General features: G+C 74.9%; 27 protein-coding genes. 16 read left to right on the top strand and 11 right to left on the bottom strand.

The features are described 5' to 3' along the window. Positions 1-5: 5 nt before the first annotated feature. From KPL60_RS32135 to pseB, 3 genes are read right to left on the bottom strand one after another with little or no spacing between them, the layout of a single operon-like run. Positions 6-1,406 carry a lipopolysaccharide biosynthesis protein gene (locus KPL60_RS32135; RefSeq protein ID WP_226368116.1) on the bottom strand — a complete coding sequence of 467 codons (1,401 nt, stop codon included), beginning with the start codon at positions 1,404-1,406 and terminating at the stop codon, positions 6-8. Positions 1,407-1,419: 13 nt separating this feature from the next. Further along, a complete protein-coding gene (locus tag KPL60_RS32130) occupies positions 1,420-2,550 on the bottom strand; it encodes a DegT/DnrJ/EryC1/StrS aminotransferase family protein (protein ID WP_226368115.1) in 1,131 nt (376 codons plus the stop codon). Further along, positions 2,550-3,533: a UDP-N-acetylglucosamine 4,6-dehydratase (inverting) gene (pseB, locus tag KPL60_RS32125; protein ID WP_226368114.1), complete on the bottom strand. Its 984-nt coding sequence runs from the start codon at positions 3,531-3,533 to the stop codon at positions 2,550-2,552. Before pseB ends, KPL60_RS32130 begins: the two co-directional genes overlap by 1 nt. A 78-nt stretch (positions 3,534-3,611) precedes the next feature. On the opposite strand from pseB, the gene KPL60_RS32120 reads away from it, so the two are divergent. Together KPL60_RS32120 and KPL60_RS32115 are read left to right on the top strand one after the other, a co-directional pair. Further along, the gene (locus tag KPL60_RS32120; RefSeq protein WP_226368113.1) at positions 3,612-4,337 is read left to right on the top strand and encodes a cytidylyltransferase domain-containing protein; all 726 of its coding nucleotides are present in this window, start codon (positions 3,612-3,614) and stop codon (positions 4,335-4,337) included. Between the two features lie 2 nt (positions 4,338-4,339). Beyond that, a complete protein-coding gene (locus KPL60_RS32115; RefSeq protein ID WP_226354561.1) occupies positions 4,340-5,863 on the top strand; it encodes a bifunctional UDP-2,4-diacetamido-2,4,6-trideoxy-beta-L-altropyranose hydrolase/GNAT family N-acetyltransferase in 1,524 nt (507 codons plus the stop codon). 15 nt (positions 5,864-5,878) lie between these two features. On the opposite strand, the gene KPL60_RS32110 is transcribed toward KPL60_RS32115, so the two are convergent. From KPL60_RS32110 to shiA, 3 genes are read right to left on the bottom strand one after another with little or no spacing between them, the layout of a single operon-like run. Continuing rightward, a complete protein-coding gene (locus tag KPL60_RS32110; protein WP_226368112.1) occupies positions 5,879-6,874 on the bottom strand; it encodes a C-terminal binding protein in 996 nt (331 codons plus the stop codon). Next, positions 6,871-7,737 carry an oxaloacetate decarboxylase gene (locus KPL60_RS32105; RefSeq protein ID WP_226368111.1) on the bottom strand — a complete coding sequence of 289 codons (867 nt, stop codon included), beginning with the start codon at positions 7,735-7,737 and terminating at the stop codon, positions 6,871-6,873. The genes KPL60_RS32110 and KPL60_RS32105 overlap by 4 nt, the downstream gene beginning before the upstream one ends. A gap of 23 nt (positions 7,738-7,760) precedes the next feature. After that, entirely contained in the window at positions 7,761-9,092 is a 1,332-nt protein-coding gene (gene shiA / locus KPL60_RS32100; protein ID WP_226368110.1) for a shikimate transporter, read from the bottom strand. Between shiA and KPL60_RS34180 the strand changes: the two genes are divergently transcribed. The 9 genes from KPL60_RS34180 (at position 9,080) to KPL60_RS32060 (ending at position 15,778) form a co-directional block, all read left to right on the top strand. Next, positions 9,080-9,208, top strand: coding sequence for a hypothetical protein (locus tag KPL60_RS34180; RefSeq protein ID WP_255625202.1), 129 nt, complete (start codon positions 9,080-9,082; stop codon positions 9,206-9,208). The two genes, shiA and KPL60_RS34180, sit on opposite strands and share 13 nt — an antisense overlap. 98 nt (positions 9,209-9,306) lie before the next feature. Beyond that, positions 9,307-10,026, top strand: coding sequence for a GntR family transcriptional regulator (locus KPL60_RS32095; protein WP_226354557.1), 720 nt, complete (start codon positions 9,307-9,309; stop codon positions 10,024-10,026). Between the two features lie 98 nt (positions 10,027-10,124). Further along, positions 10,125-10,706 carry a biotin transporter BioY gene (locus KPL60_RS32090; RefSeq protein ID WP_226354556.1) on the top strand — a complete coding sequence of 194 codons (582 nt, stop codon included), beginning with the start codon at positions 10,125-10,127 and terminating at the stop codon, positions 10,704-10,706. Further along, positions 10,703-12,025 (top strand): class I adenylate-forming enzyme family protein, encoded by a 1,323-nt coding sequence (locus tag KPL60_RS35000; protein WP_226368109.1) that lies wholly within the window; start codon positions 10,703-10,705, stop codon positions 12,023-12,025. The genes KPL60_RS32090 and KPL60_RS35000 overlap by 4 nt, the downstream gene beginning before the upstream one ends. Beyond that, entirely contained in the window at positions 12,022-13,137 is a 1,116-nt protein-coding gene (locus tag KPL60_RS32080) for a thiolase family protein (RefSeq protein WP_226368108.1), read from the top strand. Before KPL60_RS35000 ends, KPL60_RS32080 begins: the two co-directional genes overlap by 4 nt. After that, positions 13,134-13,811: an energy-coupling factor ABC transporter ATP-binding protein gene (locus KPL60_RS32075; protein WP_226368107.1), complete on the top strand. Its 678-nt coding sequence runs from the start codon at positions 13,134-13,136 to the stop codon at positions 13,809-13,811. Before KPL60_RS32080 ends, KPL60_RS32075 begins: the two co-directional genes overlap by 4 nt. Further along, positions 13,808-14,425, top strand: a complete 618-nt coding sequence (locus tag KPL60_RS32070; RefSeq protein WP_226368106.1) for an energy-coupling factor transporter transmembrane protein EcfT — start codon at positions 13,808-13,810, stop codon at positions 14,423-14,425. Before KPL60_RS32075 ends, KPL60_RS32070 begins: the two co-directional genes overlap by 4 nt. Before the next feature lie 28 nt (positions 14,426-14,453). Continuing rightward, positions 14,454-14,927 carry a GbsR/MarR family transcriptional regulator gene (locus KPL60_RS32065; protein WP_226368105.1) on the top strand — a complete coding sequence of 158 codons (474 nt, stop codon included), beginning with the start codon at positions 14,454-14,456 and terminating at the stop codon, positions 14,925-14,927. Further along, the gene (locus KPL60_RS32060) at positions 14,924-15,778 is read left to right on the top strand and encodes an alpha/beta fold hydrolase (protein WP_226368104.1); all 855 of its coding nucleotides are present in this window, start codon (positions 14,924-14,926) and stop codon (positions 15,776-15,778) included. Before KPL60_RS32065 ends, KPL60_RS32060 begins: the two co-directional genes overlap by 4 nt. On the opposite strand, the gene KPL60_RS32055 is transcribed toward KPL60_RS32060, so the two are convergent. Then, the gene (locus tag KPL60_RS32055) at positions 15,775-16,215 is read right to left on the bottom strand and encodes an Rrf2 family transcriptional regulator (protein WP_226354549.1); all 441 of its coding nucleotides are present in this window, start codon (positions 16,213-16,215) and stop codon (positions 15,775-15,777) included. The two genes, KPL60_RS32060 and KPL60_RS32055, sit on opposite strands and share 4 nt — an antisense overlap. A 163-nt stretch (positions 16,216-16,378) precedes the next feature. Here KPL60_RS32055 and KPL60_RS32050 point away from each other — a divergent pair, with 163 nt between their 5' ends. Then, the gene (locus tag KPL60_RS32050) at positions 16,379-17,503 is read left to right on the top strand and encodes an NADH:flavin oxidoreductase (RefSeq protein ID WP_226368103.1); all 1,125 of its coding nucleotides are present in this window, start codon (positions 16,379-16,381) and stop codon (positions 17,501-17,503) included. Between the two features lie 36 nt (positions 17,504-17,539). On the opposite strand, the gene pseI is transcribed toward KPL60_RS32050, so the two are convergent. Beyond that, entirely contained in the window at positions 17,540-18,598 is a 1,059-nt protein-coding gene (gene pseI, locus KPL60_RS32045; RefSeq protein WP_062403997.1) for a pseudaminic acid synthase, read from the bottom strand. 10 nt (positions 18,599-18,608) lie between these two features. Next, the gene (locus KPL60_RS32040) at positions 18,609-19,610 is read right to left on the bottom strand and encodes a putative sugar O-methyltransferase (RefSeq protein WP_226368102.1); all 1,002 of its coding nucleotides are present in this window, start codon (positions 19,608-19,610) and stop codon (positions 18,609-18,611) included. Positions 19,611-19,739: 129 nt separating this feature from the next. Between KPL60_RS32040 and KPL60_RS32035 the strand changes: the two genes are divergently transcribed. The 4 genes from KPL60_RS32035 (at position 19,740) to KPL60_RS32020 (ending at position 24,021) form a co-directional block, all read left to right on the top strand. Further along, complete coding sequence (locus KPL60_RS32035; protein WP_226354543.1) at positions 19,740-20,417, top strand: glycosyltransferase family 2 protein; 678 nt, start codon at positions 19,740-19,742, stop codon at positions 20,415-20,417. Next, positions 20,414-20,917, top strand: coding sequence for a DUF2304 domain-containing protein (locus KPL60_RS32030; protein WP_226368101.1), 504 nt, complete (start codon positions 20,414-20,416; stop codon positions 20,915-20,917). The genes KPL60_RS32035 and KPL60_RS32030 overlap by 4 nt, the downstream gene beginning before the upstream one ends. A gap of 128 nt (positions 20,918-21,045) precedes the next feature. Continuing rightward, positions 21,046-23,001, top strand: coding sequence for a DUF6541 family protein (locus tag KPL60_RS32025; protein ID WP_226368100.1), 1,956 nt, complete (start codon positions 21,046-21,048; stop codon positions 22,999-23,001). A gap of 75 nt (positions 23,002-23,076) precedes the next feature. Then, complete coding sequence (locus tag KPL60_RS32020; protein WP_226368099.1) at positions 23,077-24,021, top strand: NAD-dependent epimerase/dehydratase family protein; 945 nt, start codon at positions 23,077-23,079, stop codon at positions 24,019-24,021. Positions 24,022-24,076: 55 nt separating this feature from the next. Here KPL60_RS32020 and KPL60_RS32015 read toward each other — a convergent pair whose 3' ends face one another. Both KPL60_RS32015 and KPL60_RS32010 read right to left on the bottom strand, forming a co-directional pair. Then, positions 24,077-25,150: a decaprenyl-phosphate phosphoribosyltransferase gene (locus tag KPL60_RS32015; protein WP_208818715.1), complete on the bottom strand. Its 1,074-nt coding sequence runs from the start codon at positions 25,148-25,150 to the stop codon at positions 24,077-24,079. Positions 25,151-25,154: 4 nt separating this feature from the next. Next, entirely contained in the window at positions 25,155-25,736 is a 582-nt protein-coding gene (locus tag KPL60_RS32010; protein WP_226354539.1) for a phosphatase PAP2 family protein, read from the bottom strand. Between the last annotated feature and the right edge of the window lie 124 nt (positions 25,737-25,860).

The following is a 25,860-nucleotide window of genomic DNA, read 5'->3' as shown; positions in this document are numbered from 1 at the left end:
GGCGGTCACGACGCTCGGAAGATCCGGCGCACCAGCACCAGCAGCGCCACCCCGAGCAGCGCGGCCAGCACGAACCGCACCGACAGCCACAGCACGCCCTCGGACGGCAGCAGCACACCGGCCCCGCACACGACGACGCCCACGGCCAGCGGCCCGGCCAGCACCGCCTCCCGCCAGCGGGTCGGCGACACCCGGCGGCGCAGCAGCGACGTCCCGGCCGCCAGGGCCAGGTAGATCAGCGGGAACCCGGCGGCGACGGCGGTCAGCGACCCGGTCCGGGCGAGCAGCACCGCCGCGACCACCCCGAGCACCAGGCTGACCGGGCTCGCGAAGGCCAGCCCGCCGCTGCGCCCGGACGCGAAGACCAGGTGCACGTTGGCCAGGTAGACGACGCTGACCACGGCTCCGAGCGTCGCGACCGCGGTGACCGGCACCAGCTGTTCGGGGGCGAACGAGGCCGGGGCGAGGATGCGCAGCAGGAACGGCGCGAGCAGCGCGACCCCACCGGCCAGGGCGGCGGTGACGACGCCGACGTCGCGGGCGGTGCGCTCCAGGGCGGCGCCGCGGGCCTCGGGCGGCGTCCGGTAGATCACCGGAGCCCAGGCGTTGTTCAGCGCCGAGACGATCATGGCGGGGGCGGAGCCGAGCAGCAGCGCGATCTGCATGCGGCCGCCGTCGGCGACCCCGAAGTACCGGTTCACGATCAGCACGAGCGCGTTCTGCACCAGCAGCAGCGCGACCAGGTGCGGGACGGCGGGGAGCCCGATCCGAAGCGCCCGGCCGAAGTCACCCCGCGCGGTGCGCGGACGGCCACCGCGCAGGGCCAGCACCAGCCCGATCACCGCGGCGGCGAGGTAGCCGAGCAGCAGGCCGAACAGGTAGTCGTCGGCGTCGCTGGCCCGCCACGCGACGAGGGCGAGCCCGGCGAGCGGGCCGCCGAGCGTCGCCACCCCGGACATGACCACGAACGGCACCGGCCGGTCCTGCACCCGCAGGAACGCCTGGGCGTTGAGCACCACGACGAAGCCGGCGGCGGCGAGCCCGGCGTAGACGAGCCCGACCCGCCACGGCACCGACAGCACCGGGACGCTCCACCACGGCCCGGCCAGTACCGCGACGACGACCACCGCCAGGGACAGCGCGCTGCCCTGCAGCACCAGCGCCCGCGCGCCGTCGGCGCCGGAGCTCTCCAGGATCCCGTGCCGGGTGATCGACGACGCCAGGCCGAACCCGACGACCATCGCGCCGACCTGCACCAGGATCAGCCCGACGGCGACGACGCCGTACTCGGCGTCGCCCAGCAGCCGGGTGACGAACGGCGTGACGACGACGTTCGCGAGGATCGGGGCGACGCTGCCCAGGGTGTAGAGCGAGCCGCGCCCGAGTACCTCCCGGCTGGCGTCCACGCTCACGTCTCCCTCACGCGGAGTGCCCGAAGAACTCCCGGACCAGGGCGGCGACCCGGTCCACGTCGGTGTCGGTGAGATCGGGGAACAGCGGCAGCGAGAGCTGCCGGGAGTAGTACTCCTCGGCGTTCGGGCACAGGCCGCGGCGGTAGCCGAGGTCGGCGAACACCGGGTGCCAGTAGGCGGGGATGTAGTTGACCTGCACCCCGATGCCCCGCTCGCGCAGGTACTCGAACAGCGCGCGGCGGCGGCCGTCGAGTACGCGCAGCGGGTAGAGGTGCCAGGCGGGCTCGGCGCCGTCGCGGCGGACCGGGGTGCGGACCTCGGGCACGTCGGCGAACGCGGCGTCGTAGCGGGCGTGGATCTCCCTGCGCCGCGCGGTGAACGCGGCCAGCCGCGTGAGCTGCGACGACCCGAGCGCGGCGAGCAGGTCGGGCAGCCGGTAGTTCAGCCCGAACGCGTGCACCTCCTGGTGCCACGGCCCCTCGTCGGGGAAGCGCTGCTCGGCCTTGTCGCGGACGAGGCCGTGGTTGCGGAACGACCGGGCGCCCGCGACGAGATCCGCCCGCGGGGACACGACCGCGCCGCCCTCGGCCGTGGTGAGGTTCTTGGTCGGGAAGAAGCTCAGCGTCGTCAGGTCGGCCAGGTCACCGACCGGGCGGCCGTGCCAGATGCCACCCACGGAGTGCGCGGCGTCCTCCAGCAGCAGGGCCCCGGCCTCGTGGGCCAGCGACCGCAGCGGTTCCGCGTCGATCGGGTGGCCCGCGTAGTCGACCCCGGCCACGACGGTGGTGTCCGGGGTGAGCGCGGCCTTCGCCGCGTCCGGGTCGAGGTTGCCGGTGTCGGGGCTGACGTCGGCGAACACGACGTTCGCGCCGAGCAGCGCCGCGGCGCTCGCCGTCGCCACGAACGTCAGCGGGGTGACCACGACGTCCTGGCCGGGGCCGACCCCGGCCGCGGCGTAGGCGACGTGCAGCGCCGCGGTCCCGCTGGTCACGGCCACCGCCGGGTTCCCGCAGACCGCGGCGAGGTCGTCCTCGAACCGGGTCACGGCCGGGCCGGTGGTCAACCAGTCGGTCCCGAGGACCGCCGTGACCGCCTCGACGTCGGACGACGAGATCGACTGCCGGCCGTAGGGGAGCATCAGTCCAGCGCCTCGACCATCGCGCGCAGCTGCTCGGGCGAGAGCCACAGGTCGTTGGTGTCCGACCGGTACGCCTGCCCGTCCGGGACCGGCTCGCCGTCGGCCGGGGAGGTGTAGCCCCAGCCGGCGATGTAGGGCTCGACGACGTAGCGGTCGGCCAGCTTGAGGGTCCGCCGCGAGTCGTCGGCGGCGATCATCTCCTCGTGCAGCTTCTCCCCCGGCCGGATCCCGATCTCGTGGGTCGCGGCGCCGGGGGCGATGGCCTCGGCGAGGTCGGTCATCCGCATCGACGGGATCCGCGGCACGTAGAGCTCGCCGCCCTGCATCGCGTCGAAGGAGTCGATGACGAACTGCACCGCGTCCGGCAGGGTGATCCAGAACCGGGTCATCCGCTTGTCGGTGATCGGCAGCGACCGGCCCTCGGCGGCGAGCTTCTTGAACAGCGGCACCACCGAGCCGCGGCTGCCGAGCACGTTGCCGTAGCGGACCACGGCGAACCGGGTCTCGTAGGCGGCGGCGTAGTGGTTCGCGCTCACGAACAGCCGGTCGGCGCACAGCTTGGTGGCGCCGTAGAGGTTGATCGGGCTCGACGCCTTGTCCGTCGACAGCGCGACGACCTTCTTCACCCCGGCGTCGATCGCGGCCTCGACGACGTTCTGCGAGCCCTCGACGTTGGTCCGGATGAACTCGAACGGGTTGTACTCGGCGGTGTCCACCTGCTTGAGCGCGGCGGCGTGCACGACGTAGTCGACGCCGTGCATCGCGCGGCGCAGGCGCGGCTGGTCCCGGACGTCACCGAGGAACCAGCGCAGCCGCGGGTCGTCGCCGAACAGCGACCGGCATTCGTACTGCTTGAGCTCGTCGCGCGACAGGATCACCAGCCGGCGCGGCTCGTAGCGGTCGAGCAGGGTGCGGACGAAGGCCTTCCCGAAGGACCCCGTCCCGCCCGTGACCAGGACCGACGAGCCCTTGAGTACCGACATCACGCCTCCAGATCTGCGGAATTTCTTCCGCCCGGCATGATGGCACGCGATCGATCGGACGAATCGAAGCAGGTACGGGTGCGGGTCAACGCGGTCATCCAGGCGCGGACGGGGTCGACGCGGCTCCCGGGCAAGGTGCTCACCGACCTCGGCGGCACACCGGTGCTCGACCGGGTGGTCGCGGCCGCCCGCGCCGCCGAGGGTGTCGACCGCGTGGTGGTCGCGACCTCGACCGCCCCGGGCGACGACGCGGTGGCCGAGCGCGCCGCGGCGATCGGCGTCCCGGTGGTGCGCGGCTCCGAGGACGACGTGCTGGCCCGCTTCGTCCAGGCCGTCGACGAGCACCCCTGCGACGCCGTGGTGCGCCTGACCGCGGACTGCCCGCTGCTCGACCCGGCGCTGGTGTCGCTGGTCGCCGCGACCTGGCGGGACGCCCCCGGCCACGACTACGTCGCGACCACCCTGGTGCGCACCCTGCCCCGCGGCCTCGACGTCGAGCTGGCCCGCACCGGCGCGCTGCGCGAGCTGGCCGGCACCGCGACCGGCCACGACCGGATCCACGTGACGTCGGGCCTCTACGGCGACCCGGAGCGGTTCCGCTGCCTCGGGCTCGTCGTCGCCCCGGCGGCCGACGACCTGCGCGTCACCCTCGACACCGCCGACGACCTGCACGCCCTGCAGGGCCTGGTGGAGGCACTGGGCGGCCGGAGCGACTGGCCGTCGGTGGTGGCGGTGCTGCGGTCGCGACCCGACCTGGTGGAGCGCAACGCGCACGTCCGCCAGAAGTCCCTCACCGAGGGCTGACCGTGCGTCTGCTGCTGCGTTGCGACGCCGGGCCGTCGACGGGGGTGGGGCATGCCGTGCGGTGTGCCGCGGTCGCCGAGGCCGCGCTGCTGTCCGGGCACGAGGTGTCCTGGTCGGGACGGCTCGACGGGCTGGACTGGCTGTGGTCCGGGCTGGTCCGGGAGCCCGGACCCGTCCTGCCCCCGGCCGACACCGCGGGCGGGCTCGCCGCGCTGGCCCGTGAGCACCGGATCGACGCCGTGCACGTCGACCACTACCTGCTCGGCGACGACCTGCGTCCGGCCCTGTACGACGCCGGGGTCGTGCTGTCCACGGTGGAGGACTTCGCGACCGGCCGGCGTCCCGGCGACGTCGTGGTCGACCCCAACATGGGCGCCGGGGACCACCCCCGCCCCGACGACGGCTCCCCCGTCCTGCTCCGCGGCCCCGGCTACGCCCCGCTGCGGCTGGCGGCCCGCCGTGCCCGCACCCGGCGGGCCCTGCGCACCGCCGACGGCCCCGGCACCGGGCCGCCCCGCGTGCTGGTCGTCATGGGCGGGACCGACGCCGCCGGGCTGCTGCCCCGGGTGGTCGCCGCCCTCGCCGCCGCGGACGCCCCCGCCGCGGTCGACGTCGTCGTCCCCGGCGGGCGCCCCCTCGACCTGCCCGCCGGCGGGCCCGCCACGTTCCGCGCGGTCCCGCCGCTGTCCGACCTGCCCGCCGCGATGGCCGAGGCCGACCTCGTCGTCAGCGCGGCCGGGACGACGGTGTGGGAGCTGTGCTGCGTGGGCGTCCCGATGGCGCTGGTCCGGGCCGCGGACAACCAGACCGAGGGCTACCGGACCGTCGTCGACGCCGGTGCCGCCGCCGGGCTGGGCGGGACCGGGGACCTCACCGACCCGGCCGGAGCCGCGGCCGTGCTGCGCGCCCTGCTGACCGGCCCGGACGCCCGCGCCGCGCTCGCCGGGCGGGCCGCGACCGTCGTCGACGGCGAGGGCGCGGGCCGGGTCGTCGACGCCCTGGCCACCGCGGTGGGCACCTCCTCCGGCCGGGAGGCACGCGTCGCCGCCGAGGAGCGGGTGCTCGCCGGGGTGCTCCGCGCCCGCCGCGCCCGGACCGACGACGCCGAGCTGCTCCTGGCCTGGCGCAACGACCCCGACACCCGTCGCTGGTCGCGCAGCCACGACGAGGTCGGCCTCGCCGCCCACCGCCGCTGGCTCAGCGGCTCGCTGGAGCGCGACGACCGGCTGCTCCTCGTCGTCGACGACGTCCGCGGCCCGGTCGGCACCGTCCGCTGGGACCGCGACGGCAGCGGCTGGGAGGTCTCGATCACCGTCGCCCCGCAGCGCCGCGGCGCGGGGCTGGCCGGGCCGCTGCTGCGCGCCGGGGAGGACGCCCTGCGGGCCCGGACCGGCGCCGGGACCGCGGTGACCGCCGTCGTGCACACCGGGAACGACGCCTCGGCACGGCTGTTCGCCCGGGCGGGCTACGCCGATCCCACTCCGCCCGACGACGACGGCTTCCGGACACTCCACCGCACGCTGTGAGCCCGCGCGGCCCGGTCAGCCGCCCGCGGTCGCGGCCCGCGGGGTCTCCGGTCGGTTGACCGGGTAGGCCGGTGGCCGTCCGGTGAGGACGTCGATGACGTTCTGCGTGGTCTTGGTGCGGATCTCGGCCTCCGAGTCGACCGAGTACCACGCGCAGTGCGGGCTCAGCAGGACCGAGTCCAGCCCCCGCAGCGGGTGGTCGGCGGCGAGCGGCTCGCTCTCGAAGACGTCGAGCCCGGCGCCGGCGATCCGGCCGGTGCGCAGTGCCTCCACCAGGGCGGCCTCGTCGACGACCGGGCCCCGCGCGGTGTTGACCAGGTAGGTGGTCGGCTTCATCGCCGCGAACGCCGCGGCGTCCACCATGCCGCTGGTCTCCGGGGTGAGGGGGGCGTGCACGGACACCACGTCCGCCCGGCGGTAGAGCTCCCCGGGTTCCACGAGCTCGACCCCGGCGGCCGCGGCGGCGGACGCGTCCGCGTGCGGGTCGGTGGCCAGCACACGCATCCCGAATGCCTGCATCTTGACAGCCAGCCGCTGCGGGATCCGGCCGAACCCGACCAGGCCGAGCACGCGGTCCCGCAGCCGGTAGAGCGGTCCGGAGGCCGCGTAGTCCCAGCCACCCGCCCGCATCGACCGGTCCTGGCGGCCCAGCCCGCGGGCGAGTCCGAGGATCATCGCCGCGGCGTGGTCGGAGACGTCGTCGAGCGAGCCGTCGGGCACGTTCGTGACCAGGATGCCGGCCTGTGTCGCCGCGTCGACGTCGATCGTGTTCAGCCCGATCCCGTAGCGGGAGATGACCCGGGTCCGGGGCAGCCGGGCGATCACGTCGGCGGTGAGCTGGGCGTACTGGTTGATGATGCCGTCCGCACCGGCGCAGGCGGCCACGATCTCGTCCGGGGTGCGGGTACGGGCGGCGACGAACCGCAGCCCGGCATCCTCCACGAGGGTCCGTTCCAGCTCGAGGTCGGGGAACTCGTAGTCGGTGACGACGACGGTGGGCACAGCGGTCACGCTCCGAAGGAGTGGTCGAGGTCCTGGTGGTGGGCGAGGTCGACGACGCGGGTGAACTCGTCGTAGGTGTGACGGGCCGGACCGCCGGCGAGCGATCCGGTGGCGGCGATGCCCGCGAGCGCGTCCGCGGCGGCGCGGGTGGCGGCGAACAGCGTGGTCACCGCGAAGAGCGCCAGGTCGAAGCCCAGCTCCTGCAGGTCCGACGCCGTGAGCCGGGCGGCGTCGGTCCCGTCGACGAGCGAGACGACCTTCGGCCCGGGGACCCCGGCGGCGATCTTCTCGACCTCCGCGACGGTCTTCACCCCGTCGACGAAGACGAGGTCGACCCCGGCGTCGGCGTAGCGGGCGGCCCGCTGCAGCGCCTCGTCGACACCGGCGGACTGCAGCGCGTCGGTACGGCCGATGATCACCAGGTCGTGCTCGCCGCGGGCCCGGACGGCGCAGCGCAGCCGCGCCGCGTTCTCCTCCGCGTCGATCAGCCGGACACCGGCCATCTGGCCGCACCGCTTCGGCGCGACCTGGTCCTCCAGGTGGATGGCCGCCACCCCGGCCTGCAGGTGCTCGTGGACGGTGCGCTCGATGTTCGACGGACCGCCGTAGCCGGTGTCGGCGTCGGCCACCACCGGGATCCCGACCGCCCGGGTCATGTTGCGGGCGTGCTCGGTCATCTCGGTCTGGCCGAGCAGGCCGATGTCGGGGGTGCCCAGGCGGCTGGCGGTCGCGCCGAAGCCGGTCATGTAGACGGCGGGGAAGTCGGCGGCCTGCACCAGGCGGGCGGTCACCGAGTCCGCCGCGCCGGGGGCGAGCACGATGTCCGGCCCGGCGAGCAGCCGGCGTAGCGCGGCGGCGGGGCTGGGAAGCATGATCTCTCTCCGTTTCGGGTGGGTCAGGCCGCCGTGGCGGCGGTGGGCGTCGTCGCGGCCGCGGGGCGCTCGATGCGCCAGGCCAGGACCGCCGAGACGAGGCAGCTGAGGAGGAGGTAGGCGGCGACCAGGTACCAGGAGCCCCCGGTCGCGACGACCAGCGCCGCGGCGATGAAGGGGGTGAACCCACCGGCGATCGCGCTGGCGACCTGGTAGCCGACCCCGGCGCCGCTGTAGCGGAACTCCGCACCGAACATCTCGGTGAACAGCGGCTGCTGCACGCTCACCGCCATGTCGTGCGCGATGTTGAACAGGATGACCGCGAGCAGCGCGACGGCGATCTGCGAACCGCTCTCGATCGCCAGGAAGAACGGCACCGCCGCGAGCACGCCGACGACCGATCCGGTCAGGTAGATGCGGCGACGGCCGAACCGGTCCGACAGCCAGGCGAACGTGGGGATCGACACGATCCCCAGGGAGCCGACCAGCAGACCGACGTTGAGCATGAAGTCCTTCGAGAACCCGTGCTCGTCGGAGGCGTAGCTGACCGCGAACGTGATCACGATGTAGCCGGAGACCAGCTCGACCAGGCGGAGCCCGAAGATCCGGCCGAAGGCGCCGGGGTGGCTGCGCAGCGCCTCCAGCAGCGGGACCCGGCGGCCGCCCGCGACCCGCTCGGCCTGCTCCACCCGCTCGGCGACCTCCTCGGAGTCCTGGACCCGGGCCCGGACGACGAGCCCGACCAGGACGAGCAGGACGCTGGCCACGAACGGCACCCGCCAGCCCCACGCCAGGAACTGCTCGTCGGTGGTGACCGCACGCATGAGCAGGATCAGGCCGGTGGCGATGATCAGGCCGACGGAGTAGCCGACCTGCACACCGCTGCTGTAGAGCGCCCGCCGCTTCGGCGGGGCGTTCTCCACGGCCATGAGGGCCGCGCCGCCCCACTCGCCACCGACCGCGAAGCCCTGCACGGCCCGCAGGACGACGAGCAGGAAGGGAGCCCACCAGCCGATCGAGTCGTAGGTCGGCAGCAGACCGATCAGCGTGGTGGCCGAGCCCATCAGGATCATGGTCAGGACCAGCATCTGCTTCCGGCCGATCCGGTCACCGAAGTGCCCGAAGACCACGCCGCCGAGCGGGCGGAAGAGGAAGCCCACCCCGAAGGTCGCGAACGCGGCCAGGGTGCCGGCCACCGGGCTGATCCCGGGGAAGAACTGGGAGTTGAAGACGAGGGCGGCGACCAGGCCGTACAGGATGAAGTCGTACCAGTCGATCACCGCCCCGGCGAAGCTGCCGAAGGCGGCCCGGCGGGCCCGGCGGTTGTCCTCGGGACTGAAGGTTGCGGCGTCCATGCCCCATCCGTTCCTACAGCCACGCCATCGTCGGCGGGCGGATCGTCGTCGTGCACCCGGGCCCGGTGCTGCTCGACGGCGACACGGACGACGGGATCATCCCGCCGGGCGACTGAGACCCTAGATAGGAGGAAACTAGGATGCAAGTAGTGATGCGATGATGGGGCCGAGATCCGGCACCGCGGTCACCGCGGTCGAGCAAGGGACACCAGCGATGCCAGCGCGACGCCCCGACGGTTCCGGATCGCTGGCCGCCGACGTCGCCGCCCGGCTCCGGACCGCGATCATGGACGGGGCCTTCGAGCTGGGTGAGGCCCTGTCCGAGGACCTCGTCTCGTCCGCGTTCGGGGTCTCCCGGACCCCGGTCCGCGAGGCACTCAAGACGCTGCGCACCCAGGGGCTCGTCGAGATCGTGCCGAAGTCGGGGACCTACATCTTCCGGCCGAGCGTCGAGCAGCTCCACGAGCTGTGCGAGTGCCGCCTGCGACTGGAGTGCGCGGCGATCGAGCTCGCCCTCGAGACCGATCCCGAGCGGCTGCGGTCCACTCTGGACGAGCTGCTGGCCCCGATGCGCGAGGCGCTCGACGCCGCCGACTTCCTGCGCTACAACCAGCTCGATGCACAGTTCCACCTGGCGTTCCTGGACTGCTGCGGCAACCGCTACCTGCGCAGCGCCTACGACCTGATCTACGCACAGATCTCGGCGATCCGGGTGCACCTGTCGGTCCGGACCGCGGGCGCCTTCGACGAGTCGATGCGCGAGCACCACACCGTGGTCGAGCTGGTGGCCGGCCGTGATGTCACCGGTCTCGTCACCGTGCTGGGACACCACATCGACCGGGCGAAGCAGGTCTACGCGACCTCGCTGCAGGAGCGGGAGCGGAGTTCCCGGCTCAGCCGCGGGCAGCGGATCCGGAACAAGCTCTCGCTGTGACCCGGTGCCGACCGGTGCCGCCCGGCCGTCACCCGGCCCGGGGTGATGCCGCGCGCAACACCTGCCTGGGGCCGGTACCGGTGGCCTACCCTTCGCGCGTGTCCGGATCCCGTCCCGCGCTCCCCGCGGCCGACCTCGCCCGCGTGGTCGTGTTCGCCGCGTTCATCGCCGTCCTCGGGCTGTTCCCCGGCTTCGCCGGCGTCGCCGGGGTCCCGATCGTCCTGCAGAACGTCGGCCCGATCCTGGCCGGTGTGATCCTCGGGTGGCGGCTCGGCACGGCCTCGGTCGCGCTGCTGCTGGTGCTCACCGCGGTCGGGCTGCCGCTGCTGTCCGGTGGCCGCAACGGCGCCGCGTTCTTCGGCCCCAGCGGCGGCTTCCTCGTCGGCTGGCTGCTGTCCGCGCTGGTCGCGGGCCTGGTCGTGCAGCGCTTCCGGTCGCGGTCGCTGCCCGTGCTGCTGCTCGCCTGCCTGGCCGGGCTGCTCGCCGACTACGTGGTCGGCATGCCGTGGCTGGGCGTCTACATCGGCGACGTCACCGGCGGGATCGTGCAGTCCCTGGTCTTCGTGCCCGGTGACCTGATCAAGATCGTGCTGGCCGCGCTGATCGCGTCGCTGGTGCACCGGGCCCTGCCGGACCTGCTGCCGGTCCGCTCCGCGTCGTCCGAGCCCCGGGTCCGGTGAGCGGGGCGGAACGCGAGACCGCCGACGACGCGGCCGCGCCCGTCGTCCCCGCTCCCTGGCTCCCGCGCGGGCTCGCCGACGCCGTCGCCGCGGCCGGGGAGCGGCTCGCCCGGCTCGGGGTGCGGGCCGGGGAACGCGTCGTGCTCGACACCCCCACCCGGGCCCGCTGGGCGGTGCTGCCCTATCTGCTCGCCGCGGACCGGCTGGGCGCGGCGTCGCTGCCGGCCGACGCCGGCTGGACCGGCCGCGAACGCGACGCGGTGCTCGCCGACGCCGCGCCGCACCACGTCGTCGGCACCGACGGCCGGACCGCGACCGCCGACGGCGGAGCGCGGACACCCGGGCTGTTCCTGCTCCCGACGACCTCGGGCAGCACCGGCGTCCCCACCGTGCTGGCCCGCGACCGGCGCTCCTGGCGGATCGGGTTCGACATCCTCGGTGCGCTGCCCGGACCGGTCCTCGTGCCGGGGCCGCCGTCCTCGACGCTGTACCTGTTCGGGGCGCTGCACGCGCTGCACCACGGCCTGGGCCTGGTCACCCGCGGCCGGCTCGACCCGACCGACCTGCCCGACGGCGGCTCGGTCCACCTCGTCCCCGCCCAGCTCACCGCCCTGCTCGACGAGCGCGAGCGCCGCCCGGGCGGCCCCGCACCACGGGTCGTGGTGTGCGGTGGCGCGCACGTCGCGCCCGGGATGCGGGAGCGGGTCGCGCGGCTGCTGCCCGGCACCACGCTGCTCGAGTACTACGGCTCGGCCGAGCACTCGCTGATCGCCACCCGCCGCGACGCCGGCCCGCTGCGCCCCGTCGAGGGCGTGCACCTCACCGTGCGCGACGACGTGCTGTGGGTGGACAGCCCGCAGTCGGTGCGCGGCCGGTTCACCCGCGGCGGGCTCGTCCCGTCCGGTCCCGGTCCGACGACCGTCGGGGACCGCGCCGAGCTCACCGACGACGGCGGTCTGACCGTCCTCGGCCGCGCCGCCACCACCATCTCCTCCGGCGGCACGCTGGTCGCCGCCGAGGAGGTCGAGCAGGTACTGCGCGGCGTCGCGGGCGTCGGTGACGTCGTCGTCGCCGGGACCCCGCACGCGTCGCTGGGGATGGTGGTCACGGCGGTCGTCGAGGCCCGCGACGGTGTCCCGGACCGGCGGGCGCTGCGCGCCGCGGCGCGGGCCGGGCTGTCCCCGGCGAAGCGGCCGCGCCGCTGGCTGGTCACCCGGGCGTTGCCGCGGCTGGGCTCGGGCAAGCCCGCCCGCGCCGCCGTCGACGCCGCACTGCGCGACGGGACCCTCGACGCGGTCCCGCTCGGGGGCCCAGAGTGACCGGCCCCGGCGACGACACCCCGGTCGTCGTCGCCGCGCGGCGCACCCCGATCGGCACCGCGGGCGGCGCGCTGCGCGCGGTGACCGTCGACGCGCTCGCCGCGCCCGTCCTCGCCGCGCTGGCCGGGACCCTCGGCGCCCCGGTCGACGACGTGCTGCTCGGCAACGTCTTCGGCCCCGGCGGCAACCCGGCCCGGGTCGCGGCGCTCGCCGCCGGGCTCGGCGACGACGTGCCCGGCATGACCGTGGACCGGCAGTGCGCGAGCGGGCTGGCCGCGATCCTCACCGCCGCCGCGGGCATCCGCGCCGGGGACGGCGCCGGCTACCTCGCCGGGGGCGCCGAGTCGCCGTCGACCGCGCCCACGCGGACCTGGGCCGACGGCACCGTCTACACCCGCGCGCCGTTCGCCCCGGCCGGCGACCCCGACCCGGACATGGGGCCCGCCGCCGACGACGTCGCCGCCCGGGCGGGCCTGTCCCGCGCGCGGCTCGACGCGTTCGCCGCCCGCAGCCACGCCCGCGCCGTCGACGCGCAGCGCTCCGGCCGCTTCGACGACGAGCTGGTCCCGGTCGGTGCGGTGCTCGCCGACGAGCGTCCCCGCGACCGCTTCACCCCCGAGCGGCTCGCCCGGTTCCGGCCCGCGTTCACCCCCTGCGGTGTGCACACGGCCGCGAACTCCTGCGGGGTGAACGACGGTGCCGCCGCCGTCGCGCTGGTGCCGGAGTGGCGACGCCGGGAGCTGGGCGTCCCCGGCCTCGCGCTGGTCTCGGCCGCCACCCGCGGCTGCCCCCCGGCCGACCTCGGGCTCGGCGCCGTCCCCGCGCTCGCCGCGCTCCGCGACCGACCGGCGGCCCCGGACGCCGTCGAGTTCACCGAGGCGTTCGCCGGGCAGGCGCTGGCCTGTCTCGACGCGGCCGGGATCGACGGGCACCGGGTGAGCCCGGACGGCGGCGCGATCGCGCTCGGCCACCCCTGGGGCGCCTCCGGCGCGGTGCTGGTCGTGCGGCTGTTCCACCGGCTCGTCGTGCAGGGCCACGGCGAGACCGGGATCGCGGCGCTGTCCTCCGGCGGCGGCCTCGGCGTCGCGACGAGCTGGCGGGTGGTCCGGTGATCGAGTTCGAGGGGGTCGGGCACCGCTACGGCGAGCGCACCGTCCTCGACGGCGTCACCCTCACCCTCGCCGAGCCCCGGGTCGCGCTGGTCGGGGCGAACGGCTCCGGCAAGTCCACGCTGGCCCGGACCGTGAACGGGCTCGTCGCACCGAGCTCGGGCAGCGTCCGCGTCGACGGCCGCGACCCCGCCCGCGACGGTGCCGCCGTCCGCCGCCGGGTCGGGTTCGTCTTCAGCGACCCGGACTCCCAGATCGTCATGCCGACCGCCGGTGAGGACGTCGCGTTCTCGCTGCGCCGGACCGTGCGCGACCGGGCCGAGCGCGCCCGGCTCGCCGCGGAGACCCTCGCCGGGTTCGGGCTGGGCGACCACGTCGAGCACCCCGCGCACCAGCTCTCCGGCGGGCAGAAGCAGCTGCTCGCGCTGGCCGCGGTGCTCGTGCTCGACCCGGACGTGCTGGTCTGCGACGAGCCGACCACCCTGCTCGACCTGCGCAACAAGCACGCCTTCGCCGACCGGCTCGCCGGGCTGCGCCAGCAGGTCCTGCTCGCCACGCACGACCTGGACCTGCTGAGGAGCTTCGACCGCGTCGTCGTCCTCGACGGCGGGCGGGTCGTCGCCGACGACGAGCCCGGTCCGGCCGTCGCGTACTACCGCAGGCTCTGCGGCTCGTGACCCCGCTGGGGCTCTACGCGCCCGGTGACAGCCTGCTGCACCGGGCGCCGGCCGGGCCGTCGCTGTTCGTGGTGCTGGCCCTCGCGGTCGGGGCGGTGCTCACCGAGGACCCGCGGGTGCTCGGCGGGCTGTGCCTGGCCGTCGCCGCCGGCTACCTGGTCGCCCGGATCCCGTGGCACCGGGTCCGGCCGGTGCTGCGCACGCTGGTGCTGCTGGCCGTGCTGCTCGGGGCGGTCCAGTGGTGGCTGCTCGGGCCGGAACGGACGCTGGTGATCGTGCTCCGGCTGGTCGCCGCGATGGGCGCGGCGACCCTGTTCACCCTCACCACCCGGGTGGACGACCTGGTCAGCGCGGTGGAGCGGGGGCTCGGCCCGCTGCGCCGGTTCGGTCTCGCACCCGAGCGCCTCGGTCTCCTCGTCGGACTGACGGTGCAGTCGATCGGGACGCTGTCCGGCATCGCCGGGCAGGTCCGGGCCGCGGCGAAGGCGCGCGGGGCGGACCGGTCCCCGACGGCGTTCGCCGTGCCGTTCCTGGTGCGGACACTGCGGCACGCGGACGCGCTCGGGGAGGCACTGGCCGCGCGCGGGTGGGGCGACGACGACTCTGTGCAGTAAGTGCTGCAAAGACTGTAAGGTCGGGTCCGTGGGCTCCACCGAACGGGAACTGGACCTCGTCGACGAGATCGCCGCGGCGTTCGAGCGGGAGGGCCTGCCCCTCATCACCGGCCGGGTGATCGGCTGGCTCCTCGTCAGCGACCCACCGGAGCAGAGCGCCGCCCGGCTGGCCGAGGCCCTCGGAGTCAGCCGCAGCTCGATCAGCACGGCGACACGGATGCTCACCCCCGGTGGGCTCGTCGAGCGGGTACGCACCCGCGACTCGCGGGTGGAGCTGTTCCGGATCACCCCGGACGGCTGGAGCCGGATGCTCGCCGCCCGCTACGGCCGCGCGACGGCGTTCCGGCAGGTACTGGAACACGGACTCGACGTGCTCGCCGACGCCCCCGCGGAGCGGCGGGAGCGGCTCCTGCGGGTCCACGAGCTCTACGCCTTCCTGGAGGCCGAGCTCCCGGCCCTCTGGGACCGCTGGGAGGCACACCGGAACGGGAGGCACCGATGACGGCCCTGCGCGACCACGTGATCCCCCGCCCCGAGGGCGACCTGCACGTCCACCTCGCGGGCGACACCGGCCCCCCGGTACTGCTGCTCTCCGGCGCCGGCCTCGACAACGCGCTGCTCAGCTGGCACCACCTGATCCCCGACCTCGCCCGCGACCACCGCGTCATCGCCCCCGACTGGCCGAAGCAGGGGCGCAGCCGCCCGTGGCGGGGCCGGGCCGGCCACGACGTGCTGCTCCGGACGGTCGTCGACGTGCTGGACGACCTCGGCGTCGAGCGGGCCGCGGTCGTCGGGCTCTCCCAGGGCGGCGCCCTCGCGCTGGCCACGGCGATCGAGCACCCGGAGCGGGTGGAGCGCGTCGTGGCGCTCGCACCGGCCGGGACGCTGAGCTTCCCGCCGGGGCTGCACCAGCTGCTGTGGCTGACCGCGCGGGTGCCGCTGCTCTCGCGGACCCTGCCGAACCTGGCGTTCCGGAGCCGGGCGGCGGTCACCGCGTTCACCCGGCGCGCGCTCTTCGGCGACGCCGGCCGCGTGGCCGACCTCGACGGGATCGTCGATCAGATCCTGGCCGAGGCCCGGGCCGGGAACGCGGGCAGCTCCGACTGGCAGAACGACTCGATCGGGTTCCGCAGGATGCGGGTCGACCTGCGTCCCCGGCTCGCGGAGATCCGCTGCCCCGCCCTGTTCGTGCAGGGCGACCGGGACGCGGGCGTCCCCGTCGCGACGACGCGCGCGGCGGCCGCGGCCGTCCCGGGCGCCCGGTTCGTGGTGCTGCCCGGCCGTGGCCACTGGTCCAACCGGGAGTCCCCGGACGAGGTGAACGCCCTGGTCAGGGAGTTCCTCGACGGCTAGGTCGCCGCACGGTCCAGGCCCCGCATCTCGCGCAGCGCATCGGCGAGGGTCCGGTACCCCAGCGACTGCAGCACCGCCCCCTCCACCTCGGCGGTCAGCCGGGCGAAGTACTCCGCGGCGTTCGTCGTCACCGGGCAGACGTGCTCGCCCTCCGGGCGGCACGCCCAGAGCGGCTTCTCGCCCACCGCGCAGCGGTAGACCTCGGCCAGGGTGATTTCCGCAGCCGGCCGGGCGAGCCGGGCGCCCCCGCTGCGCCCCCTGCTGGACTCGACGAGACCGTGCACGCCGAGCGGCACCAGCAGCTTGCGCACGACGCTGGCGTTCGTCCCGAGGGCCTCGGCGAGACGTCCGGAGCTGACCGTCGGACTGTCGCCCTCGGCCGCGGCGGCGAGGTACAGCATCGCCTGCAGGGCACTGGAGAACCGGATGTCCAGCACGACCTCACCTCCCGTCCCGGGCCGCCAGCGTACCCGTCGCGGCCGAAAAGGTGGTGGTCACTGTTGCAGTTCGCGGGGCCATATGTATCTTTGATCAGAACCATTTGACGCCTCCGCCCGGACCCACCGACGTGCCTGGACGGCCTCACCCCAGGAGTGACCCGTGTCCACACGTGCCGCACGGCTTCTCGGCCGTCCCTACGCCCTCGGCTCCGCGCAGCTGCCCAACCGGATCGTCATGGCCCCGATGACCCGGGCGTTCTCACCCGGCGGCGTCCCCGGCGCCGACGTCGCGGCCTACTACGGCCGGCGCGCCGCCGCCGGCACCGGCCTGATCATCACCGAGGGCACCTACATCGACGACCCGTCCGCGGGCGACGTGCCGACCGTGCCGTTCTTCCACGGCGAGGCGTCGCTGGCGGGCTGGGCGGAGGTCGTCGCCGCCGTGCACGGGGCGGGCGGCCGGATCATGCCGCAGCTCTGGCACGTCGGGATCACCCGCGAGGCCGGCAAGGCGCCCTTCCCGGAGGCCCCGTCGGTCGGCCCGTCCGGCGTCGCGCTGGACGGCACCGAGGGCGCGGGCGAGGCGCTGACCGCGGCCGGGCTGGACCGGATCATCGGCGCGTTCGCCGAGGCGGCACGGCAGGCCGAGCGGATCGGCTTCGACGGCGTCGAGCTGCACGGCGCGCACGGCTACCTGATCGACGAGTTCCTGTGGGAGCGCACCAACCGCCGCACCGACGGCTACGCGGGCGGCCCGGCCGAGCGGGCCCGGTTCGCCGCCGAGATCGTCGCCGCGGTGCGCGAGCAGGTCTCGCCGGACTTCCCCGTCGTGTTCCGGTTCTCCCAGTGGAAGGGCGGCAACTACGACGCGAAGCTGGCCCACACCCCCGACGAGCTGGGCACCGTCCTCACCCCGCTGGCCGACGCCGGGGTCACCGCGTTCCACGCGTCCGGGCGCCGCTACTGGGAGCCGGAGTTCCCGGAGTGGGACGCCGAGCTCAACATCGCCGGCTGGGCCCGCAAGGTGACCGGCCTGCCGACGATCACCGTCGGCTCGGTCGGCCTGGACCAGGTCTTCGCCCCGGAGATGTTCGCCGGCGGCGACGCGCACGCCGGGGTCAGCGGCGTCGAGAAGCTCCTCGACCGGCTGGAGGACGACGAGTTCGACCTCGTCGCCGTCGGCCGCGCGCTGCTGGCGGACCCGGAGTGGGCGCGGAAGGTGCTCGAGGGCCGCGAGTTCGAGCTGGTGCCGTTCAGCAAGGCCGCACTGGGGACGCTGCACTGAGTGCGGGGGCGGCGGGCGGGTGGACCGCCCGCCGTCTCAGATGAGGTCCCAGGTCAGCGGGGTGCCGCGGGCGACGTCGCGGGTGAAGGTCCGGCCCAGGACGGTGCCGATCGTGTCGGTGTGCAGACCGCCCGCCGGGCGGATCGACCGCACGTTGTCCGCGGTCACCTGCTCCCCCGCGGCGACGTCGGCGACCACCCACAGCGAGCGGCGCAGCGCGAGGGTGTCGCGCTCGGACTCGCGCGGGCCGAACCGGGCCGGGCCCATCGCGCGTCGCGCCACGTCGGTCTCGGTGACCAGCGACGCCAGCTCGGCGGGCTCCAGGGAGAAGTCGGAGTCGACGCCGCCGTCGGCGCGCTGCAGCGTCACGTGCTTCTCGATCGCGACCGCGCCGAGCGCGACCGCGGCGACCGGCACCCCGATGCCCGGGGTGTGGTCGGACAGCCCGATCGGGACGCCGAACGCCTCGCGCAGCGCGGGGATCGTCTGCAGGTTCGCGTCGACCGGGTCCGCCGGGTAGGAGGCGGTGCAGGCCAGCAGCACGATCTGCGTCGCACCGCCCTCCCGGGCGGCGGCGACGGCGGCGTCGATCTCGGCCAGCGTCGCCATCCCGGTGGAGATCACCATCGGCTTGCCGGTCGCGGCCATCGCCCGGATCAGCGGCAGGTCGACCAGCTCCGCCGAGGCCACCTTGTACGCCGGCGCGTCGAGGGACTCCAGCAGCTCGATCGCCGTCGGGTCGAACGGCGAGGAGAACGGCACGAGCCCGTGCTCACGGGCCCGGGCGAACAGCGGCTCGTGCCACTCCCAGGGCGTGTGCGCCTGCTCGTAGAGCTGGTAGAGGTTCCGCCCGCCCCACAGGCCGTGGTCGTCGCGGATCCGGAAGGCCGGGCCGTCGGCGTCGATGGTGATCGTGTCGGCCCGGTAGGTCTGGAACTTCACCGCCTGCGCCCCGGTGCCGGCGATCGCGTCGACGATCTCCAGTGCCCGGTCCAGCGAGCCGTTGTGGTTGCCGGAGACCTCCGCGATGACGAACGGTCGCTCGCCGGGGCCCACGCGGTGGCCGCCGATCTCGATCGGGTCCGGGGTGCGCATGCGCGCCACCCTACGAGCGCCGCGCGAGCACCATCACCTCGGACACCGTGCCCTCGGAGTCCTGCCCGTAGAGCCCGGCGGCGGAGTCGACGAGCTCGAACCGGTCGAACATCTCCAGGTAGCGGTGGCGCAGCATGGGCTCGCGGACGTTCGGCTTGCCGGTCGGGGAGTTGCGCAGCAGCAGCCAGCGGGCGCCCAGGTCGGTGACCAGGCTCGCGTAGTTCGCGACGACGTCGGGCTCCATCTCCTGGAAGGAGATGAAGTTGGCGAACAGGTCGACGGTCCCGGTGAGCCGGGGCAGCTGCCAGGAGCAGAGCACCGTCGCCGGCTGCTCCAGCTCGTCGATCACGATCTTCTCGCGCTCGCGGGTGGCGGCGTAGTCCAGGACCTTCTCCGGCCCGAGCGCCTCGCGCAGGTAGTGCGTGGCGACGGCGGCGACCGGCGGGATGTCGACGTCGATGTAGCGCAGCCCGGGGTTGCCCGACAGCAGGATCTCGCCGAGCGTGCCGAACCCGCCGCCGATCTCCAGGACCGTCGAGACGTCGAGGTCAGGCACGGCGCGCTTGAGCATGACCAGCCCGCGCAGGTAGTTCAGCGACGACCGGCTGAACCGGCGGCCGTCGAACACCAGCTGCTCGGCCGGGGCGCCGGCGGCCGACTCGCTGAACCCGGCGAGCGACGGCGACCGGTCGGCCGGGTCGAGCGCGGTCACCGTGGCGTGGTGGGCCCGGGCGACGGGCACCTGGTCGATCCGCTCGCGCAGCAGCGTCCCGGGGCCGCCCGCCAGACCGAAGGCCCGCGACAGGGCGGCCGCCGGGCGGGACACCGGCGCGTACTGCGGGGCGTAGAAGAACGTCGCCGAGGGGTGCCTGCGGAACTCCGCGAACCCGCGTTCCCGCAGGTCGGCGACCACCTTCTCCAGGCCGGTCTTCCAGAAGTCCGTCGGCCGGTACAGCTCCGGCGCGCTGTCCAGGTCGGCCAGCATCAGCTCGAGCAGCGTCCTCGGGTCCATGTGACGAACGGTACGGAACATCACCTTCGCCCCGATCGTGACCCACCGTCGCACGGCCCGGGTCCCCGGACCGATAGCCTCTGCAGTGCGGCTGTGGACGGCCGCCGGTCAGTGACGAGGGAGTGGGACGTGGTCGCCGACACCGGCACCTGGGTGGTGGTCCCCGTGTACAACGAGGACACCGTCATCGCCGACGTCGTCGCGGAGATCCGCACGAGCTTCCCGAACGTCGTGTGCGTCGACGACGGCAGCCGGGACTCCTCCGCCGAACGCATCGCCGGCACCGAGGCGCACCTGGTGCGGCATCCGATCAACCTCGGGCAGGGCGCGTCGCTGCAGACCGGGATCGACTACGCGCTCCTGAACGGCGCCGAGCGGATCGTCACCTTCGACGCCGACGGCCAGCACGACGTCGCCGACGCCGTCCGGATGGCCGCGATCCTGCGCAGCGGCGAGGCCGACGTCGTCCTCGGGTCGCGCTTCCTGGAGTCGACCGAGCCGGTCCCGCCGCTCAAGCGGCTGGTGCTGCGCACCGTCGCGGCGCTGTCCCCGGCCAGCCGCAAGCTCAAGCTCACCGACGCCCACAACGGGCTGCGGGCCATGAACCGGGCGGTCGCGGAGGACCTGCGGATCACCATGAACGGGATGGCGCACGCGTCGGAGATCGTCGCGTCGCTGGCCCGGTCGTCGTGGCGGATCCGCGAGGTCCCGGTCACGATCCGCTACACCGAGTACTCACGATCCAAGGGCCAGTCGCTGTTCAACGGGGTGAACATCCTGTTCGACCTGTCGGTACGGCAGCGATGACCCAGGAGGCGAACACCGTGATCCTGCAGATCCTGCTCCTGGCCGCCGCGGTCGGCGCGCTCGTCTACTTCGTGCGCAGCGGCCAGAGCGTCGGCGTGCGGGCGAGCAAGCGGATCGCCTTCGGCGCGTTCATCGTGCTGAACATCTACGCGGTCCTGCGCCCCGACGACCTGACCTATCTGGCCCGGGCGGTGGGCATCGGCCGCGGCACGGACCTGCTGGTCTACCTGCTCGTCGTCTCGTTCGTGTTCGGCATGCTGAACACCTACCTGCGGGACCGCGAGATCAGCCAGCACCTGACGAACCTGGCCCGTCAGATCGCCGTCCGGGACGCGGAGCTGACCCGGCGGGAGAACGACCTGGAGCAGCGGCTGACCGCGCTGGAGCAGCAGGCGACGACGAACGGCCACCGGCCCGCCACCACCGAGCCCGCCACCACCGAGCCCGCCGCGACCGCATCCGCCGACGAGGTGGGGACGGCCCGCTCCACCGGGAGCTGAGCGGCGATCCGCGCGGGTCACGATCCGGTCGCAGACGGTGACACGTCGGCCGTGCGTGCCGGTCTGCGGCACGACGCTCGTAGGGTGCGCCGGATGCGGCTGCCGATCGACGACGCGCGGAGTCGGGGATGACGTGGGCCCAGGCCGTCCCCGTGGCACTGGTGACCGCGGCGTGGTGCGTACTGCCCGGGGCACTCGTCGCCCGCGCCGCGGGACTGCGCGGGGCGGTCTGCTGGGGCTCCGGGCCGCTGGTGTCGGTCGCGCTGATCGCGACCACCGCGGTGCTGGCCGGCCGGGCCGGGGTGCCGTGGGGACCGTGGCCGGTGCTGGGCGCCACCGCCGTGCTCGCGCTGGTCTGCGCCGCGGTGACCGCCGCCGTCCGGCGGGTGCGCCGGGACCGGGCCGAGCCCGGCGGGGACCCCGGCGACCGTCCGCCGTTCCTGCTGCGCGCGGGACCCGACGGCCCCCTCGGCGGGATCGCGCTGGCGATCGGGACGGCCGTCACCGTCGCGATCGGCTGGCTGACCGTGATGCTCGCGTTCGGGCCCGTCGACGCGATCTCACCGACCTACGATGCGATCTACCACTACAGCGCGGTCGCCCGGATCCTGCAGACCGGCGACGCCTCGTCGCTGACGCTGGGTGAGCTGAACAGCCCCGGGCGGCCCTCGGCCTACCCCGCCGCCTGGCACGACGTCGTCTCGCTCGTCGTGGCGAGCACCGGCACGTCGATCCCGGCCGCGTCGAACCTCGCCGCGTTCGCCGCGGCGGCCGTCGTGTGGCCGCTGTCGTGCACGCTGCTCGTCCGCCAGGTCGTCGGGCGCCGGGCCGGGGCGCTGCTCGTCACCCCGGTGCTCGCGACGGCCTTCACCGCGATGCCGTGGCTGCTGCTGAACTGGGGCGTCCTGTGGCCCAACCTGCTCGGGCTGGCGCTGGTGCCCGCCGGGCTGGCCGCCGTCGTCACCATGCTGGGGCTGACCCGCGACAGCGTGGTCGGCCGGTTCCGGGCGCTGCTGCTCGGGGCCGCGGCCGTCCCCGCGCTGGCGCTGGCGCACCCCAACGCCGCGGTCAGCCTGCTCGTGCTGGGCCTGTCCCCCGTGGTGGTCGCGGCCGCCGCCGTCGTCTGGCTGCTGGCGTGGTCGCCCTACCTCGACGGCGTGCGGGCGTTCGACTGGCAGGCCTCGATGGGGGCGCGCGAGGCGCTGACCGGCGTGCTGTGGAACGGGATGAACAAGCGGCCCGAGCTGGTCGTGGTGTCGGTGCTGGTCGTGGTCGGCGCCGTCCTGGCGCTGCGGCACGCGCGCACCGCGTGGCTGGTGCCGGCGCACCTGACCTCGGCGCTGCTCTACACCCTCGCCGTCGCCCGCGAGGGCGACCTGGTCACCGCACTGACCGGGGCGTGGTACAACGACTCGCACCGGCTCGCCGCGATGGTCCCGATCACCGGGGTGCCGCTGGCGACGCTGGGCGTGCTCGGCGCGGCCGGCCTGGCGGTCCGGGCGGTGACCGCGCTGCGGCGGACGGAGACCACCCCGGAGCGACGACGGCTGCTGGCCGTCCCGGCCGTCGCCGTCCTCGCCGCGGCGCTGGTCCTACTCACCGACGGGTTCCGCATCGGGGTGCACGCCGCCGTGATCGCCGACGCCTACCGCTACGAGACCGGCCGGGTGCTGCAGCCCGGCCAGCGGGAGTTCCTGGAGGCGGCGGGCCGGGCGACCGCACCGGGTGCCGTCGTCGCGGCGAACCCGTGGACCGGCAACGGGCTGCTCTACCCGCTGACCGGGCGCCAGGTGCTGTTCCCGCACCTGTCCGGGACCTGGACGCCCGACCAGGAGCTGGTCCGGATGCGGCTGCACGACGTCGCCCGCGACCCCGTCGTCTGTCCCGCCCTGCGGGCCACCGGCGTCGGCTACGTCATCGACGGCCCGGTCACCTGGTGGCCGTGGGACCCGCGGGCCGACACCTACCCCGGACTGTCCGAGATCGACCGCGCACCCGGGTTCGAGCCCGTCCTCTCCGGGGGCGGCAGCACGCTCTACCGGATCACCGCCTGCGGCGCGGACCCCGCCCGCTCCACCGGCTGAGGCGCCCCGGACACCCGCGGTTACCGTGTGCGCGCAGCCGGGTGCACACACCGTCCGCCCCGGAGGAAGGCAGGTATGCGCGCGCTCGTCACCGGCGGAGCCGGCTTCATCGGCTCCACCCTGGTCGAGTCCCTGCTCACCCGCGGCGACGACGTCCTCGTCGTCGACGACCTCTCCGCCGGGACCCGGGACAACCTCGCCCCGGGCGTCACGGTGGCCGAGCTCGACATCCGCGACACCGCCGCGCTCACCACGCTGGCCGCGGAGTTCCGCCCGGACGCGGTGTTCCACCTGGCCGCCCAGATCGACGTGCGCCGCTCGATGGAGGACCCGGTGCACGACGCCTCGGTCAACGTCCTCGGCACGCTGAGCGTGCTGCAGGCGGCCCGGGACGCGGGTGCGGGCGCGGTCGTCGTCTGCTCCACCGGCGGCGCCATCTACGGCGACGGCGCGCCCCTGCCGACGACCGAGGCGGAGCCGGCCGAGCCGGAGTCGCCGTACGGGATGAGCAAGCTCGCCGCGGAGCGCTACACCCGGTTCTTCGTGCGGGCGCACGGCGTCCCGGCGCTGGTGCTGCGCTTCGCGAACGTCTACGGGCCGCGCCAGCACCCGGCGGGCGGGGCCGGGGTGGTCTCGCTGTTCTGCGACCGGGCCCGCACCGGGCTGCGGCCGACCGTGTTCGGCGACGGCGGCCAGACCCGCGACTTCCTCTACGTCGGCGACGTCGCCCGGGCGGCGCTCGCCTCGGCCGACCGGCTCGCGGCCGGGGAGCTGGCCGGCGAGGTGTTCAACGTCGGCACCGGCACCGAGTCCACGGTCGTCGAGCTGGCCGCGACGATCGGGGAGATCGCCGGGCTCGCCCCGGAGGCGTTCGCGCCGGAGTTCCTCCCGGCCCGGGCCGGGGAGCTGCGCCGCAGCTGCCTCGACCCGTCGCGCGGGATCGCCGCGCTCGGCCTGTCCGCGCCGACCCCGCTGGCCGAGGGCCTCGCGCACACCTGGGCCTGGCACACCGGGCGCTGAGACACCGCAGGCCCGGCCCCCTGTGCGGGGAACCGGGCCCGGGCGGCGGCCGGCGTCAGCTGTAGACGGCCAGGGTGAGCATCGCGATCCAGGCCAGCGCCAGGACCTGCAGCGCCCGGTCGCCGAGCGCGATCTCCTCGGGCTCGCCGCCGGTGCCCCGGTCGACGTCCACCGAGTAGCGCAGCACCGCGATCACGAACGGCACGATCGACAGCACCGACCACACCGAGTTGTGGTCCTCGCGGATCTCGAACGCCCACAGCCCGTACATGACGATCATGACGGTGGCCGAGAGCGACCAGATGTAGCGCAGGTAGGACGCCGTGTAGTTCTCCAGCGACTTGCGGATCTTGGCCCCGGTGCGCTCGGCGAGGTTGATCTCGGCGTAGCGCTTGCCGGCGACCATGAACAGCGAGCCGAACCCGGTGACCAGCAGGAACCACTGCGACAGCGGGATGCCGGTGGCCACACCACCGGCGATGGAGCGCATCAGGAAGCCGGAGGCGACGATGCAGATGTCGAGCACCGGCTGGTGCTTGAGCCACAGGCAGTAGGACAGCTGCACCGCCACGTAGACGGCGAGCACGATGATCAGCTGCCAGGTCACCGCGAACGACAGCGCGATCGACCCGGCGAACAGCACGCCCGCCGCGACGAAGGCCAGCGGCACCGGGACGATGCCGGACGCGATCGGGCGGCGGCGCTTGGTCGGGTGCGCCCGGTCGGCCTCGACGTCGAGCGCGTCGTTGACCAGGTACACGCCGGACGCGGCCAGCGAGAACGCGACGAACGCGATCACGCAGTCGATCAGGACCGGCACGTCGAACAGCTGGCCGCTGACGAACGGCGCGGCGAAGACCAGGACGTTCTTCACCCACTGGCGGGGGCGCATCGTCTTGAGCAGACCGCGGGCGACCATCGTGGTGGTGCGCTCGGACGGGTCCATCGGCACGTGCGGGGCGTGCTCGGCGGCGACGGCGGCCGGGGCCGCGTCGGCCTCGTGGCCCTCGGGGGCGCCCGCGTCGTCGGGGGCGTCCGGGACGACGGGGGTCTGCGGGTCGGCGGCCCGGGCGACCTTCTCCTTCTCGGAGTCGTCGCGGTCGACCTTCGTGGGGTCGGTGCTGGTCATGCGCTCACCCTCCGGTGGTGGGGTTGCGTGAGATCACGCGACGCGCGGTACCGGCGACGGCCGCGCCGAGCGCGGTGCCGGTGGCGACGTCGGTCGGGTAGTGCACGCCGAGGACCAGGCGCGACAGCGCCATCAGGCCCACACCCGCCGCGGCCACCGGGCGGGAGCGCCTGCCCAGCAGGCCGCCGTAGAGCACGGCGGCGGCGGTGGTGGACGTGGCGTGCGAGGACGGGAAGCTCAGCCGGCTCGGGGTGCCCACCAGGACCCGGACCGCGGGGTGGTCGGGGCGGCGGCGCCGGACGACGCGCTTGATGCCGATCGAGGCGCCGTGCGCGAACGCGACGGCCGCGGCGGAGCCGAGCCACTCGCGACGGCGGGGGCGGTCCAGCGCGGCACCCACGACGCCGATCGCCAGCCAGCCCGCGGCGTGCTCGCCGAACAGCGACATCCCGCGGGCGACCCGCACGGTGCTGTCGTTCGCGAGAGCGCCCTGCACGGACGCAAGCACGGCGACCTCGCCGGTGGGCGGGACGTCGGCGGGCGGTTGCGGACCGGAACGGTCCAGGGTGTCTGCCGTGTCAGCCACGGGTGGGGGCCTCCTGGCGCGGGCGCTGGCACCCGGCTCGCGGGCGATGACAGCCGGTGATGGTACGCGCGGGCGGGGTCGTGGGCCGGGTCGGGGCGGCCCGTGGGACCGGGCATGACCGCTC

It is taken from the genome of Pseudonocardia sp. ICBG162, assembly GCF_020496225.1.
GTDB classification, from domain to species: Bacteria; Actinomycetota; Actinomycetes; order Mycobacteriales; family Pseudonocardiaceae; genus Pseudonocardia; species Pseudonocardia alni.
Note: the sequence above shows the minus strand (reverse complement) of the source record. Positions and strands in the feature narration are given on the sequence as shown.